Below are 12,089 nucleotides of genomic sequence, written 5' to 3' on the forward strand. Positions count from 1 at the left end.
TTGATTAATGATTAAAATGTTTCAGATTTGCTTTTTTTAGTACAGATTCATACTGACTAGACATCATTAAAGTCTGTATTTGAACCATAAAATCCATAATCACTACAACTACGATAAGTAAAGATGTACCTCCAAAATAAAAAGGGACCTTCATAGCAATTCTCATAAACTCTGGCACTAAACAAATAAATGTAACATATATCGCCCCAATGAAAGTTAAACGAATCATAATTTTATTGATATATTTTGCAGTTTTCTCCCCTGGTCTAATTCCAGGAACAAATGCTCCAGATTTTTTTAAATTTTCGGCCGTTTCACGTGGATTAAATACTAAAGATGTATAAAAAAAACAAAAAAACATAATAGCTGCTGCGTAAAGTAAAATATATAATGGTTGGCCTGGTTGTAGATATAAAGAAATTATAGTTAACCATTGCCAGCTGGTGCTGCTTCCAAACCAAGAAACAACGGTTCCTGGAAATAAAATTACACTGGAAGCAAAAATAGCAGGAATAACGCCAGCCATATTTACTTTAAGCGGTAAGTGTGTGTTTTGAGCAGCATAAATACGACGACCTTGCTGACGTTGAGCATAATGTACTAAAATTCGACGTTGTCCTCTCTCTATAAATACAACGAAAAAAGTAATACTAAATATTAAACAGACAACTAAAATCAATATGAAGAAATGTAATTCATCTTGTCTTACTTGTTCTATAGTATGGCCTATAGCAAGTGGTAATCCAGCGATTATTCCTGAAAAAATAATAACCGAAATTCCGTTTCCTATTCCTTTGTTAGTAATTTGATCACCTAACCACATTAAAAAAACAGTACCACAAACAAGACTGACAATTGCTATGCAATAAAAAGAAAATCCTGGATTAATCACTAATCCAGACACACTAGGCAAACTAGTGACAATACCTACTGATTGTAATATTCCTAGTATTAAAGTACCATAACGAATATATTGGTTAATTAGTTTTCTTCCACTTTCTCCTTCTTTTTTAATTTCTATTAAAGTAGGATGTACCGCAGTTAATAGTTGCACAATAATTGAGGATGAAATATATGGCATAATTCCTAAACTAAAAATAGAAGCACGGCTTAAAGATCCTCCAGAAAACATGTTAAACATTTCAATAATAGTGCCTTGTTGTTGTTCGATAATTTTTGCTAAAACAATTAAATCTACTCCCGGGATTGGAATAAATGATCCTATACGGAAAATAATCAAAGCGGTAATCACAAATATAATTCTTTTTTTTAATTCGTGTAACCCACCTTGTATGCTTTTAAAAGTAGATTTAGGTTGCCATTTTTTAGTAACTATCATCATTAATTTTTTAAATTACCCCTTCTTTATTTGTCCACCTGCAGCTTGAATAGCAATTCTTGCGCCTTTGCTAATGCGTAAGCTACTATGTAGTATGATAGGATATTTAATTTCTCCAGACATTATAATTTTAACAAACTTAATTTTTTTCTTAATAATATTATGTGCTTTTAGAACATTGATATCTATTATTTTGTTAGGAATATAGGATAACTCAGATAATCTGATTTCTTGGGTAACCATAGCTTTACGAGATATGAATCCAAATTTTGGTAACCTACGGTACAAAGGAGTTTGTCCGCCTTCAAACCCAAGACGTATTTTACCTCCAGACCTAGATTTTTGTCCTTTATGCCCACGCCCTCCTGTCTTACCTAATCCAGACCCTATACCTCGGCCTACTCGTTTACTTAAACGTTTAGATCCTTTAGACGGAGAAATAGTATTAAGATACATGATTTATTCCTCCACTTTAATCATGTAAGCAATTAAATTGATCATACCACGGATGGAAGGCGTATCAATCCTTTCAACGGTATTTCTGATATGGGATAATCCTAAGCCACGTAAAGTTGCTTTATGTTTTGGCAGACACCCAATAGAACTTTTAGTTTGGGTTAATTTAATAGTTTTTAACATAATTATAATAACCTAAAATTTCTTTGATCGATTTACCCCTTTTTTCTGCAATCATTTGGGGAGATTTCATTTTTTGTAATGCATTCAGAGTTGCACGAACTATATTAATAGGATTTGTAGATCCATAAGCTTTTGCTAATACATTATGTATTCCAACTACTTCTAAAATAGCACGCATTGTAGTTCCAGCGATAATTCCAGTTCCTTCAGAAGCAGGTTGCATGTAAATATGAGAACCTGTGTATGTTCCTTTGACTACATGTTGTAAAGTACCTTTATATAAAGAGATCATTATCATATTACGGCGAGCTTTTTCCATTGATTTTTGAATGGCCGATGGAACTTCACGAGCTTTACCATAACCAAATCCTACACGACCATTTGTATCTCCTACTACAGTTAGTGCTGTAAAACTAAATACACGACCTCCTTTAACAGTTTTAGAAACTCGGTTTACTGTAATTAATTTTTCTTGCAATTCACCAGGCTGTTTATCGATATATTTCATGTTATTTTCCTTAATTTAAAACTTCAGCCCAGATTGTCTAGCATGATTAGCTAATGTTTGTACTCTACCATGATATTTAAATCCAGAACGATCAAAGGATACGTTTGTAATATTTTTTTTTGTTGCACGTTCTGCAATCATTGTTCCTACTATAGCTGCAGCTTTTTTATTACTAGTTATCTGTATTTGACTTGAAATTAATTTTTCCGTTGTAGAAGCTGTTACTAATACATTTGAGTTATCTTGTGAAATTATTTGCGCATAAATATGCTTACAAGTCCTATGTATCACTAATCTAGTGGCTCCTAATTTATATAATTTCTTTCGTACTTTTGTAGCTCTTTTAATACGAGCATCTTTTTTATTCATATTACATTATTCTCTATATGATTGATAATAATTATCTTTTTTTAGTATCTTTATTATGTATTATTTCATTAATGTAGCGAATACCTTTTCCCTTAAAAGGCTCAGGAGGACGAAGTGATCTTAAATCTGCTGCAATTTGCCCAACAATTTGCTTATTTATCCCTGTTATAATAATTTCGGTTTGGCTTGGACATGTTGCTGTAATTTCTACAGGTAACGTATAATTAATAGGATGAGAGAATCCTATAGTTAGGTTTATTATATTATTTTGAATAGCTACACGATAACCTATCCCTATTAATTGTAATTTTTTAGTGAACCCTGTCGTGACACCAGTAATCATACTATTAATTAATGCGCACGTTGTTCCTATTAAGGCTTTATTTTTATTATTAATATTTTTGGTAGTATATACCGACAGTTTTTTTTCATCATGTAACTGTACATCAATTGATTTATGTAATTCTAAAGTTAACGTACCAAGTGTACCTGTAATATAAATGCAACGATCTTGTAGTTTTATTGTTGTTATATTAGGAATAAGAATTATTGTTTTATATATGTGTGGTCTGGAAATATGTTCAGCATCAGGATACATAACATATAATCTCCCCACCAACATTGAGCTGACGAGCTTTGTTATCTGTAATGATACCTTTAGAAGTAGAAATAATAACAATCCCCATGCCAGACATTACTTGAGGTAATTCTTTTCTCTTTCTATAGATACGTAATCCAGGTCGACTAATACGCTGTATAGTATCTATAACAGGTTTTCTTTTTTGATAATATTTCAGAAATATTTCTAAAATAGGTTTAACATTATTTTTAATGTTATATTGGTTTATAAATCCTTCTTCTGCTAATACATTAGCAATTGCTATCTTGATTGTGGAAGATGGGGTGCAAATTTTTTCTTTTTTAGAAATTTGCCCATTACGTATAGTAGTTAACATTTCCGCAATCGAATCTTGCATACTCATTGTGTAGGACTCCGACAGTAAATAATTGATTACCAACTAGCTTTTCTTAGACCAGGTATTTCTCCGCGCATAGCAGCTTCACGCAACTTAATACGACTCAATCCAAATTTTCTTAAAAAAGCATGAGGACGTCCAGTGTGGCGACAACGATTACGCCGTCTAGATGGGCTAGAATCGCGTGGTAAAGTCTGTAATTTTAAAACAGCGTTCCAACGTTCTTTGTTAGAAACATGTTGATTAATGATAATTTTTTTTAGGGAAATACGTTGCGTATAATATTTATTAACTAATTTTAAACGTTTTATTTCGCGTGCTTTTATGGATTCTTTAGTCATGCTTTAACTCTCCTATTTGAGAGGATAGGATACGATTGTTTTCGAAATGGAAAACGACAAGCGGATAATAAAGCATGTGCTTCATTATCAGAAATAGCATTCGTAGTTATAGTGATATCCATTCCTCGCACATTATCAACAGTATCATAATCAATCTCAGGAAAGATAATTTGCTCACGTATTCCAATGCTGTAATTACCATGGCCATCAAAAGACTTAATAGATAAACCACGAAAATCACGAATACGAGGCATAGCAATGGAAATGAATCTCTCAATAAATTCCCACATGCGCATTCCTCGTAAAGTTACTTTACATCCAATTGGCTGACCTTGCCGAATTTTAAAACTAGAAATAGATTTACGCGCTTTAGTCACAATTGGTTTTTGCCCTGAAATTTTTATTAAATCTTCTATTGCTTTTTCCAAAAAAATTTTATTGGTAATGGATTTTCCTACTCCCATATTAATAGTAATTTTTTTAATTGTAGGGACTTGCATAACAGATCGGTATTGAAATTTTTGCATTAAACTTTGTATTACATTATTTTTATAATAATCATATAAATTAGTCATATATTGTTCCAGCTACTTAACTATATCTCCATTAGACTTAAAAATTCGTATTTTTTTGCCATTTTTTATTTTAAATCCTACACGATCGGCTTTATTTAAAGTAGCATTAAATATTGCAATATTAGACAAATCGACAGATGCTTCTTTTTCAATAATGCCTCCTGGTTGATTTTTGTTTGGGATAGGTTTTTGGTGTTTTTTTACTAAATTTATTCCTGTTACTATAGCCCTACCTTTATCATAAAAAATTTGTTTTACTGTTCCTTTTTTTCCTTTATCTTTTCCACTTAATACAATAACTTCATCATTACATTTAATTTTAGCTGCTGCCATTATAATAATCTCCATCAAAGTACTTCGGGGGCTAAAGAAATAATCTTCATAAATTTTTCGTTACGTAATTCACGAGTTACTGGTCCAAAAATACGAGTGCCTACAGGTTGAGCACTTGTATCATGTAATAATACACAGGCATTATTATCAAATCTAATAACAGATCCATCTGAGCGACGCACACCTTTTTTTGTACGTACTACAACAGCTTTTAATACATCACCTTTTTTTACTTTAGCGCGCGGTATTGCTTCTTTAATAGCAACTTTAATAACGTCACCAATATTAGCATAACGACGACCAGATCCTCCTAACACTTTAATACACATTACGTATCGCGCGCCAGAGTTATCAGCAACATTTAAAATAGTACGTTCTTGAATCACATAAAACTCCATAATAATTATAATAATAATTAATTGATATTTTTAAAATATATATATATCTGAAGACCTATTAGGTTAGTTATATTAAAAATTTATTATTAATTATATATTATATTTTATTTAAAAAAAATCTGATTTTTTGATAATAGAAGTTAGTATCCAAGATTTTGTTTTAGAAATGGGACGACATTCTTTCATTGAAATGATGTCTCCAATATTGGTTTCATTATTAGGGTCGTGTACATGTAATTTAGTGGTGCGTTTAATAAACTTTTCGTATGTTGAATGTTTAATTAAACGTTCAACAGAAACAACAGCAGATTTGTTCATTTTGTTACTAATTACACGACCTATTAGGATACGAATCCTATCAGCCATGATGAAATATCCTCCTTTTTACATTTTTTCATTATTAGATAAGTAATGTTTAATAGATGCTATATTACGGCGCACTTTTTTTAATAAATGCAATTGTTTTAACTGCCCTGCTTTTGCCTGTATACGTAAATTAAAATATTCACGTAATACTTTCATTAGTTCTTCTTTAAATGAATTAATAACGTTCTCTTGCTTTTGATTTAATGATTTTATTATTTTATTCATTATATTCCTATTAAAGTGGTTTTAACTGGTAATTTTGCGGCACCTAACTTAAAAGCATTATATGCTAGTTCTTTTGATACTCCATTTATTTCATATAAAATTTTTCCTGGTTGTATTAATGTCACCCAATATTCTACATTACCTTTTCCTTTTCCCATGCGTACTTCAAGAGGTTTTTTAGTGATAGGTTTGTCTGGGAACACACGAATCCATATTTGTCCTTGACGTTTTATAGCACGACTTATAGCACGTCGTGCAGCTTCAATTTGACAGGATTTTAATCGCCCACGACTAGTAGCTTTTAAAGCAAATTTTCCGAAACTAATACTGTCATTTGTTATTGTTCCTCGATTACGCCCTTTATGCATTTTACGAAATTTTGTGTTTTTTGGTTGCAGCAACATCCTATTACTATCCTTTATGTACGATTTTTATGTTTTTTTTAGTTGATTGATTAATTGATTGATTTGAGTAACCTGTTGTAGTAGCTAATATAGTTCCTAAAATTTCGCCTTTAAACACCCATACTTTAATTCCAATTACCCCATATGTAGTCTGTGCCTCTGCAAGACTATAATCAATGTCAGCACGAAAAGTATGTAGTGGAACACGTCCTTCCCTATACCATTCGGTACGAGCAATTTCAGCGCCGCTTAATCTACCACTTATTTCTACTTTAATTCCTTTTGCCCCTAAACGCATAGCGCTTTGTACAACCCGTTTCATTGCCCGTCTAAATATTATTCTGCGTTCTAATTGAGACGCGATATTATCAGCTAATAGTTTAGCATCTAATTCTGGTTTACGAACTTCAGCAATATTTAGTTGTGTTGGAACGCCAGAAATTTTTGCTATATTTTTACGTAATTTTTCAATATCTTCCCCTTTTTTTCCAATTATGAGTCCAGGCCTAGCTGTATACACAGTCACTCTTATGCTTTTAGCAGGACGCTCAATAATTATACGAGATACTGAAGCTTTTGAGAGTTTTTTTGATAAAAACTGACGCACTGAAAAATCGCTTTCTAAATTATCAGAAAAATCTTTATTATTTGCATACCAAGTAGAATGCCATGTTTTGGTAATCCCCAACCGTATTCCATTCGGATGTACCTTTTGACCCATTTGTAATACTCCATCTGTTTAAATATGTTTTTTAATTAGATACCATTATGGTGAGATGACTTGTTCGTTTCATAATTTTATCTGATCGTCCTTTTGCTCTTGGCATAATTCTTTTAATAGTAGGCCCGTTGTCAACAAAAATTTTAATAATTTTTAAATTATTAAAATTTAAACCATCATTATGTTCTGCGTTAGCAATAGCAGATTCTAAAGTCTTTTTAACTAATTTTGCAGATTTCTTGTTGGTATATTCTAAAATATTAAGTGCCTGAGATACTTTTTTTCCTCGGATCATATTAATTATTAAACGAAGCTTTTGAGCAGAAGAACGAATATAACGGTATCTAGCAATTGTTTGCATACCAGATTATCCCCTATAGTAAATTGTATTTAAAGATTATAATTATTTTTTAATAATGGTTTTTGTTTTTTTATCAACTGAGTGACCACGATATGTACGAGTTGGAGCAAACTCACCTAATTTATGCCCAACCATTTCATCTAAAATAAATATAGGTATATGTTTACGTCCATTGTGTATCGATATAGTTAACCCAATCATTCTTGGAAATATTGTTGATCGCCGCGACCAAGTTCTAATAGGTTTTTTATCACCTATTTCTATTGCTTTTTCTACTTTTTTCAGAAGATGCAAGTCTATAAATGGACCTTTTTTAATAGAACGAGGCATAAATTTTTCCTAAGTCTTTAAATTTTATTTTTTTCGATGAGATAATATCAATCTATTGGTACGTTTATTACTACGTGTTTTTTTTCCTTTGGTTTGTATTCCCCAAGGAGACACGGGATGTTTTCCAAAATTTTTTCCTTCTCCGCCTCCATGAGGGTGATCAATTGGATTCATTGCTGTACCACGTACAGTAGGACGAGTGCCACGCCATCTGTTGGCCCCAGCTTTACCTAACATACGTAACATATGTTCAGAATTACCAACTTCTCCTATAGTTGCTCGGCATTCACAACGAATTTTACGTATTTCGCCAGATCGTAGTCTAAGAATCATGTATTCTCCATCGCGGGCTACAATTTGTATATAGGTTCCTGCAGAACGTGCTAATTGCCCGCCTTTTCCTATTTTCATTTCTACATTATGAATAGAAGATCCAATCGGAATATTGCTCAGAGGTAAAGAATTTCCTGGCTTTATCGGAACGTTTAATCCAGAACTAATAACATCCCCTATTTTTATATTTTTTGGGGCTAAAATATAACGACGTTCTCCATCTTTATATAAAATTAATGCTATATTTGCTGAACGATTGGGATCGTATTCTAAATGTTTTATTATAGCTGGAATCCCATCTTTATTGCGTTTGAAATCAATTATTCGGTAACGTTTTTTATGTCCCCCTCCGATATGGCGTACAGTAATACGACCATAATTATTTCGTCCTCCTGATTTATTAATTTTATTAGATAACAATGAAGAGCAAGGGTCTCCTTTATATAAATTAAAATTAACTAATTTACTAACATGCCTTCTACCTGGGGAGGTTGGGTTGCATTTTACAATAGGCATTTCTTTTAAATTTCCATGTTTATCTATTCTATTGTATCGATAAAATCTATTTTTTGATTTTTTTCTAAAACAACATACGCTTTTTTCCAGCTACTACGGCGACCAACATGATTAGCTGTACCTTTAGATTTTCCTGAGACAACTACAGTGTTTATATTATTTATTTTTACAGAAAACAGTATATTTATAGCATTTTTAATATCTGTTTTAGTTGCGTATTTTGCTACTTTAAAAACAAAAGTATTATATTTTTCTGATTGAATAGATGTTTTTTCAGAAACGTGTGTAGATTTTAATATTTTTAATAAACGTTCTTGATAAATCATATCAATTGTTTCTCAATTTTATTTATAGTAGTATCAGTAATTAAAGTAGTATTAAAATTTATTAAGCTCACTGGGTCTATATGCGTCGCAGTACGTATTTCAATTTTATAAATATTACGTGATGCTAAAAGTAAATTTTTATCTAAAAAATCAGTAAAAATTAATATACTTTTCTTTGGTGCTATTGTTTGTAACTTTTCTAATAATAATTTAGTTTTCGGTTTTTCTATAAACAAATTTCTTATTAAAAATAAACGATCATCACGAACTAATTTAGATAAAATACTTCTTATTGCTCCTCGATACATTTTTTTATTTATTTTTTGATTATATAATTTAGGTTTAGCCGCGAAGGTTACTCCCCCAGAACGCCAAATAGGGCTTTTTATTGATCCAGCGCGTGCTCTGCCGGTTCCTTTTTGACGCCAAGGTTTTTTGTTAGAACCCGCAACTTCTGAGCGTCCCTTTTGAGATCTTGTTCCTTGACGAGAATTAGTCAAGTAAGCAGAAACAACTTGATGTATTAATGCTGGATTAAAAGGACATCCAAAAATTTCATCAGATACAGAAAATTTAGTTGAATCAAATATGTTTATATCTGTTGTAAAGTCCTTAATTTTTAATTCCATTTACATTTTCTCTCTAATATTGTATTTTAATAGATTTTTTAATAGCTAAGTTACCGCCAATTATTCCTGGGACAGCACCTTTAACTAGTAATAAATTTCGTTTCACATCAACGCTTATAATATCTAAATTTTGTACTGTAACTCTGTAGTTTCCTAATTGTCCCGCCATCTTTTTACCTTTAAATACCTTACCAGGAGTTTGATTTTGCCCAATAGACCCAGGAGCTCTGTGTGATAAAGAGTTTCCATGACTTGCATCTTGCATATGAAAATTCCAACGTTTTATTGTGCCTGCAAATCCTTTTCCTTTAGATATGCCTGTGATATCAACTTTTCTAACATCTATAAAGATATGTATAGTAATGATATCTCCTACTGATATTTTTGTTCCGTTCTTGCAGCTAAATTCCCACAAACCACGGCCAGGATCTATTCCTGATTTTAACATATGCCCTATTTCTGGTTTATTAACATGCTTAATATTTTTAATGCCAGTAGTCACTTGTACTGCGCAATATCCATCATTTTTTATATTTTTTATTTGTGTTACACGATTAGGTGCTATTTCAATCATGGTTACTGGAATAGACAAGCCATCTTCATTAAATAGTCGAGTCATACCCAATTTTTTACCAATTAAACCTTTCATTGTTATGGATATAACCTCTTTTTATTTTGAAATTAAATATTTTTATCTATTTTGTGTATACAAAAAACTATATATAATATATTATTCTAACCGAGACTAATTTGAACGTCTACTCCCGCCGCTAAATCTAAACGCATTAAAGCATCTACCGTTTTATCAGTAGGTTCAACAATATCTATTAAACGTTTGTGAGTTCGTATTTCATATTGATCTCTTGCATCTTTATTAACATGTGGAGAAATTAAAACAGTGAACCTTTCTTTTTTAGTGGGTAATGGGATAGGTCCATGTACTTGAGCGCCAGTACGTTTGGCAGTTTCCACGATTTCTACAGTTGATCTATCTATTAGTCGGTGATCGAATGCTTTTAAACGAATGCGTATTCTTTGATTCTGCATATCTAAATATATAGCTCCAAAAATTAATTATTTATGAACGAATTTGTATACAATCCATCCTTTAGTACTTTGTAGTCTTCTAGTTTAGAATTGATGGTTAAAATATTTTTTGTGTCACTACATTTAACTTAAAAAGCGCATTTTAGGCTTAAAATAATATAGTAATTAGTTATGTGTGCTTTGTTTTTTACAAGAGAAGCACTACGTAAACTTAGTGTATCAGTAAGCACGTAAAAAACAAGATTAATTTGGAATAAAAGTTTTTAAAAGCATTTTTAACAATTTTTAAAAATTATATAAATATTTATAAAATATTTTTAAAAAACAAGAAAATTATTGGTTCAATTGGGATTGTATGTAATTATGTATACCAATTTTTTTCATGAGATTTAATTCTGTTTCTAAAAAATCAATATGTTTTTCTTCATCATTGAGAATTTGTATCATTATATCTTTAGAGATGTAATCTTGTACTGAATCAGCATATTTGATACTCTTACGCAAATTGTCAACATTGTGATATTCCATGCTAAGATCAGCATGTAAAATATCTTCAACATTTTTATTAATATTTAAGGAGTCAAATTTTCTTAAGGTAGGCGTGTTTTCTAAGAATAAGATACGTTTTGTATAGAGGTCTGCATGATCTAATTCATCCATACATTCCTGATATTCTATATCATTAAGACGTTTCAATCCCCAATTCTTAAAGATTTTAGCATGCAGAAAATATTGGTTTACAGCCATTAATTCATCGCTTAGTAAGTTATTAAGATGAATAATAAGATGATTATCTCCTTTCATAAATTCTCCTAAATGTTATTTTTAGTTTTGTATGTATATATTTTATAATTAAAATTATTTATTATGTTTAGATCATCTTTTTATTATAAAATTGTTAATATCTTCATAAGAAGAATGCATGTGTAAATGCTGATAAGCAGATTCGAACTGCTGACCTCACCCTTACCAAGGGTGTGCTCTACCTTCTGAGCTATATCAGCATAATTCAGTTATATTATATAAAGTGGACAGTGGGAATTGAACCCACATCATCAACTTGGAAGGTTGAGGTAATAACCATTATACAATGCCCACTATATAATAATAACAATAATAAAAAATCAACGCATGTGATTAAATGATGGGGGAAGGATTTGAACCTTCGAAGTCTACGACGACAGATTTACAGTCTGCTCCCTTTAGCCACTCGGGAACCCCATCATAATTTTGAAGATGCCGGCAAAAGGATTCGAACCTTTGATCTACTGATTACAAATCAGTTGCTCTTCCTATTGAGCTATACCGGCATCATATTAATTATTATTTAAAAAACGAGCATTATTTTGTTC

23 protein-coding genes and 4 tRNA genes are annotated in these 12,089 nt (G+C 31.2%); all 27 read right to left on the reverse strand.

Annotation, left to right across the window (positions count from 1 at the left end; all coding sequences use genetic code 11):
- Positions 1–4 precede the first annotated feature (4 nt).
- Positions 5–1,339: a preprotein translocase subunit SecY gene (secY, locus tag VOI34_RS02805; RefSeq protein ID WP_331828737.1), complete on the reverse strand. Its 1,335-nt coding sequence runs from the start codon at positions 1,337–1,339 to the stop codon at positions 5–7.
- Positions 1,340–1,354: 15 nt separating this feature from the next.
- Entirely contained in the window at positions 1,355–1,795 is a 441-nt protein-coding gene (rplO, locus tag VOI34_RS02810) for a 50S ribosomal protein L15 (RefSeq protein ID WP_331828349.1), read from the reverse strand.
- Between the two features lie 3 nt (positions 1,796–1,798).
- Positions 1,799–1,978, reverse strand: coding sequence for a 50S ribosomal protein L30 (gene rpmD, locus VOI34_RS02815; RefSeq protein WP_331828350.1), 180 nt, complete (start codon positions 1,976–1,978; stop codon positions 1,799–1,801).
- Positions 1,962–2,486, reverse strand: a complete 525-nt coding sequence (gene rpsE / locus VOI34_RS02820) for a 30S ribosomal protein S5 (RefSeq protein WP_331828351.1) — start codon at positions 2,484–2,486, stop codon at positions 1,962–1,964. The genes rpmD and rpsE overlap by 17 nt, the downstream gene beginning before the upstream one ends.
- Before the next feature lie 15 nt (positions 2,487–2,501).
- Complete coding sequence (gene rplR / locus VOI34_RS02825) at positions 2,502–2,855, reverse strand: 50S ribosomal protein L18 (protein ID WP_331828352.1); 354 nt, start codon at positions 2,853–2,855, stop codon at positions 2,502–2,504.
- A gap of 31 nt (positions 2,856–2,886) precedes the next feature.
- Positions 2,887–3,453 carry a 50S ribosomal protein L6 gene (gene rplF / locus VOI34_RS02830; protein WP_331828353.1) on the reverse strand — a complete coding sequence of 189 codons (567 nt, stop codon included), beginning with the start codon at positions 3,451–3,453 and terminating at the stop codon, positions 2,887–2,889.
- Positions 3,443–3,838 (reverse strand): 30S ribosomal protein S8, encoded by a 396-nt coding sequence (rpsH, locus tag VOI34_RS02835; RefSeq protein WP_331828354.1) that lies wholly within the window; start codon positions 3,836–3,838, stop codon positions 3,443–3,445. The genes rplF and rpsH overlap by 11 nt, the downstream gene beginning before the upstream one ends.
- Positions 3,839–3,867: 29 nt before the next feature.
- A complete protein-coding gene (rpsN, locus tag VOI34_RS02840) occupies positions 3,868–4,173 on the reverse strand; it encodes a 30S ribosomal protein S14 (protein WP_331828355.1) in 306 nt (101 codons plus the stop codon).
- The gene (gene rplE, locus VOI34_RS02845; RefSeq protein ID WP_331828356.1) at positions 4,170–4,748 is read right to left on the reverse strand and encodes a 50S ribosomal protein L5; all 579 of its coding nucleotides are present in this window, start codon (positions 4,746–4,748) and stop codon (positions 4,170–4,172) included. Before rplE ends, rpsN begins: the two co-directional genes overlap by 4 nt.
- Before the next feature lie 12 nt (positions 4,749–4,760).
- Complete coding sequence (rplX, locus tag VOI34_RS02850) at positions 4,761–5,081, reverse strand: 50S ribosomal protein L24 (RefSeq protein WP_331828738.1); 321 nt, start codon at positions 5,079–5,081, stop codon at positions 4,761–4,763.
- A 14-nt stretch (positions 5,082–5,095) separates the two neighbouring features.
- Positions 5,096–5,467: a 50S ribosomal protein L14 gene (gene rplN, locus VOI34_RS02855; RefSeq protein WP_331828739.1), complete on the reverse strand. Its 372-nt coding sequence runs from the start codon at positions 5,465–5,467 to the stop codon at positions 5,096–5,098.
- Positions 5,468–5,587: 120 nt separating this feature from the next.
- Positions 5,588–5,845, reverse strand: coding sequence for a 30S ribosomal protein S17 (gene rpsQ, locus VOI34_RS02860; RefSeq protein WP_331828357.1), 258 nt, complete (start codon positions 5,843–5,845; stop codon positions 5,588–5,590).
- Positions 5,846–5,863: 18 nt separating this feature from the next.
- Positions 5,864–6,070, reverse strand: coding sequence for a 50S ribosomal protein L29 (gene rpmC / locus VOI34_RS02865; protein WP_331828358.1), 207 nt, complete (start codon positions 6,068–6,070; stop codon positions 5,864–5,866).
- Positions 6,070–6,471: a 50S ribosomal protein L16 gene (rplP, locus tag VOI34_RS02870; RefSeq protein ID WP_331828740.1), complete on the reverse strand. Its 402-nt coding sequence runs from the start codon at positions 6,469–6,471 to the stop codon at positions 6,070–6,072. Before rplP ends, rpmC begins: the two co-directional genes overlap by 1 nt.
- A 10-nt stretch (positions 6,472–6,481) precedes the next feature.
- Positions 6,482–7,195, reverse strand: coding sequence for a 30S ribosomal protein S3 (gene rpsC / locus VOI34_RS02875; protein ID WP_331828359.1), 714 nt, complete (start codon positions 7,193–7,195; stop codon positions 6,482–6,484).
- Positions 7,196–7,226: 31 nt separating this feature from the next.
- Entirely contained in the window at positions 7,227–7,556 is a 330-nt protein-coding gene (gene rplV / locus VOI34_RS02880) for a 50S ribosomal protein L22 (RefSeq protein ID WP_331828360.1), read from the reverse strand.
- A gap of 42 nt (positions 7,557–7,598) precedes the next feature.
- On the reverse strand, positions 7,599–7,886 hold the full coding sequence (rpsS, locus tag VOI34_RS02885; RefSeq protein ID WP_331828361.1) for a 30S ribosomal protein S19: 288 nt from the start codon (positions 7,884–7,886) through the stop codon (positions 7,599–7,601).
- Positions 7,887–7,910: 24 nt separating this feature from the next.
- A complete protein-coding gene (gene rplB, locus VOI34_RS02890; protein ID WP_331828362.1) occupies positions 7,911–8,735 on the reverse strand; it encodes a 50S ribosomal protein L2 in 825 nt (274 codons plus the stop codon).
- A 23-nt stretch (positions 8,736–8,758) separates the two neighbouring features.
- On the reverse strand, positions 8,759–9,061 hold the full coding sequence (gene rplW, locus VOI34_RS02895; RefSeq protein ID WP_331828363.1) for a 50S ribosomal protein L23: 303 nt from the start codon (positions 9,059–9,061) through the stop codon (positions 8,759–8,761).
- On the reverse strand, positions 9,058–9,690 hold the full coding sequence (gene rplD, locus VOI34_RS02900; RefSeq protein ID WP_331828364.1) for a 50S ribosomal protein L4: 633 nt from the start codon (positions 9,688–9,690) through the stop codon (positions 9,058–9,060). Before rplD ends, rplW begins: the two co-directional genes overlap by 4 nt.
- A gap of 13 nt (positions 9,691–9,703) precedes the next feature.
- A complete protein-coding gene (gene rplC / locus VOI34_RS02905) occupies positions 9,704–10,339 on the reverse strand; it encodes a 50S ribosomal protein L3 (protein ID WP_331828365.1) in 636 nt (211 codons plus the stop codon).
- An 86-nt stretch (positions 10,340–10,425) separates the two neighbouring features.
- Positions 10,426–10,737: a 30S ribosomal protein S10 gene (gene rpsJ / locus VOI34_RS02910; protein ID WP_250232109.1), complete on the reverse strand. Its 312-nt coding sequence runs from the start codon at positions 10,735–10,737 to the stop codon at positions 10,426–10,428.
- A gap of 333 nt (positions 10,738–11,070) precedes the next feature.
- Entirely contained in the window at positions 11,071–11,541 is a 471-nt protein-coding gene (gene bfr, locus VOI34_RS02915; RefSeq protein WP_331828366.1) for a bacterioferritin, read from the reverse strand.
- Positions 11,542–11,668: 127 nt separating this feature from the next.
- Positions 11,669–11,741: transfer RNA gene (locus tag VOI34_RS02920), tRNA-Thr, on the reverse strand.
- Between the two features lie 22 nt (positions 11,742–11,763).
- Positions 11,764–11,835: transfer RNA gene (locus VOI34_RS02925), tRNA-Gly, on the reverse strand.
- Positions 11,836–11,879: 44 nt separating this feature from the next.
- A tRNA-Tyr gene (locus VOI34_RS02930) sits at positions 11,880–11,961 on the reverse strand.
- Between the two features lie 13 nt (positions 11,962–11,974).
- Positions 11,975–12,047: transfer RNA gene (locus VOI34_RS02935), tRNA-Thr, on the reverse strand.
- Between the last annotated feature and the right edge of the window lie 42 nt (positions 12,048–12,089).

Source organism: Candidatus Blochmannia sp. SNP (assembly GCF_036549215.1).
In the GTDB taxonomy this organism is placed as follows: Bacteria; Pseudomonadota; Gammaproteobacteria; order Enterobacterales; family Enterobacteriaceae; genus Blochmanniella.

Excerpts from the sequence above, each read along its gene's own strand:
- secY (WP_331828737.1), bottom strand. The coding sequence starts at position 1,339 with ATGATAGTTACTAAAAAATGGCAACCTAAATCTACTTTTAAAAGCATA.
- rplO (WP_331828349.1), bottom strand. The coding sequence starts at position 1,795 with ATGTATCTTAATACTATTTCTCCGTCTAAAGGATCTAAACGTTTAAGT.
- rpmD (WP_331828350.1), bottom strand. The coding sequence starts at position 1,978 with ATGTTAAAAACTATTAAATTAACCCAAACTAAAAGTTCTATTGGGTGT.
- rpsE (WP_331828351.1), bottom strand. The coding sequence starts at position 2,486 with ATGAAATATATCGATAAACAGCCTGGTGAATTGCAAGAAAAATTAATT.
- rplR (WP_331828352.1), bottom strand. The coding sequence starts at position 2,855 with ATGAATAAAAAAGATGCTCGTATTAAAAGAGCTACAAAAGTACGAAAG.
- rplF (WP_331828353.1), bottom strand. The coding sequence starts at position 3,453 with ATGTATCCTGATGCTGAACATATTTCCAGACCACACATATATAAAACA.
- rpsH (WP_331828354.1), bottom strand. The coding sequence starts at position 3,838 with ATGAGTATGCAAGATTCGATTGCGGAAATGTTAACTACTATACGTAAT.
- rpsN (WP_331828355.1), bottom strand. The coding sequence starts at position 4,173 with ATGACTAAAGAATCCATAAAAGCACGCGAAATAAAACGTTTAAAATTA.
- rplE (WP_331828356.1), bottom strand. The coding sequence starts at position 4,748 with ATGACTAATTTATATGATTATTATAAAAATAATGTAATACAAAGTTTA.
- rplX (WP_331828738.1), bottom strand. The coding sequence starts at position 5,081 with ATGGCAGCAGCTAAAATTAAATGTAATGATGAAGTTATTGTATTAAGT.
- rpsQ (WP_331828357.1), bottom strand. The coding sequence starts at position 5,845 with ATGGCTGATAGGATTCGTATCCTAATAGGTCGTGTAATTAGTAACAAA.
- rpmC (WP_331828358.1), bottom strand. The coding sequence starts at position 6,070 with ATGAATAAAATAATAAAATCATTAAATCAAAAGCAAGAGAACGTTATT.
- rpsC (WP_331828359.1), bottom strand. The coding sequence starts at position 7,195 with ATGGGTCAAAAGGTACATCCGAATGGAATACGGTTGGGGATTACCAAA.
- rplV (WP_331828360.1), bottom strand. The coding sequence starts at position 7,556 with ATGCAAACAATTGCTAGATACCGTTATATTCGTTCTTCTGCTCAAAAG.
- rpsS (WP_331828361.1), bottom strand. The coding sequence starts at position 7,886 with ATGCCTCGTTCTATTAAAAAAGGTCCATTTATAGACTTGCATCTTCTG.
- rplB (WP_331828362.1), bottom strand. The coding sequence starts at position 8,735 with ATGCCTATTGTAAAATGCAACCCAACCTCCCCAGGTAGAAGGCATGTT.
- rplW (WP_331828363.1), bottom strand. The coding sequence starts at position 9,061 with ATGATTTATCAAGAACGTTTATTAAAAATATTAAAATCTACACACGTT.
- rplD (WP_331828364.1), bottom strand. The coding sequence starts at position 9,690 with ATGGAATTAAAAATTAAGGACTTTACAACAGATATAAACATATTTGAT.
- rplC (WP_331828365.1), bottom strand. The coding sequence starts at position 10,339 with ATGAAAGGTTTAATTGGTAAAAAATTGGGTATGACTCGACTATTTAAT.
- rpsJ (WP_250232109.1), bottom strand. The coding sequence starts at position 10,737 with ATGCAGAATCAAAGAATACGCATTCGTTTAAAAGCATTCGATCACCGA.
- bfr (WP_331828366.1), bottom strand. The coding sequence starts at position 11,541 with ATGAAAGGAGATAATCATCTTATTATTCATCTTAATAACTTACTAAGC.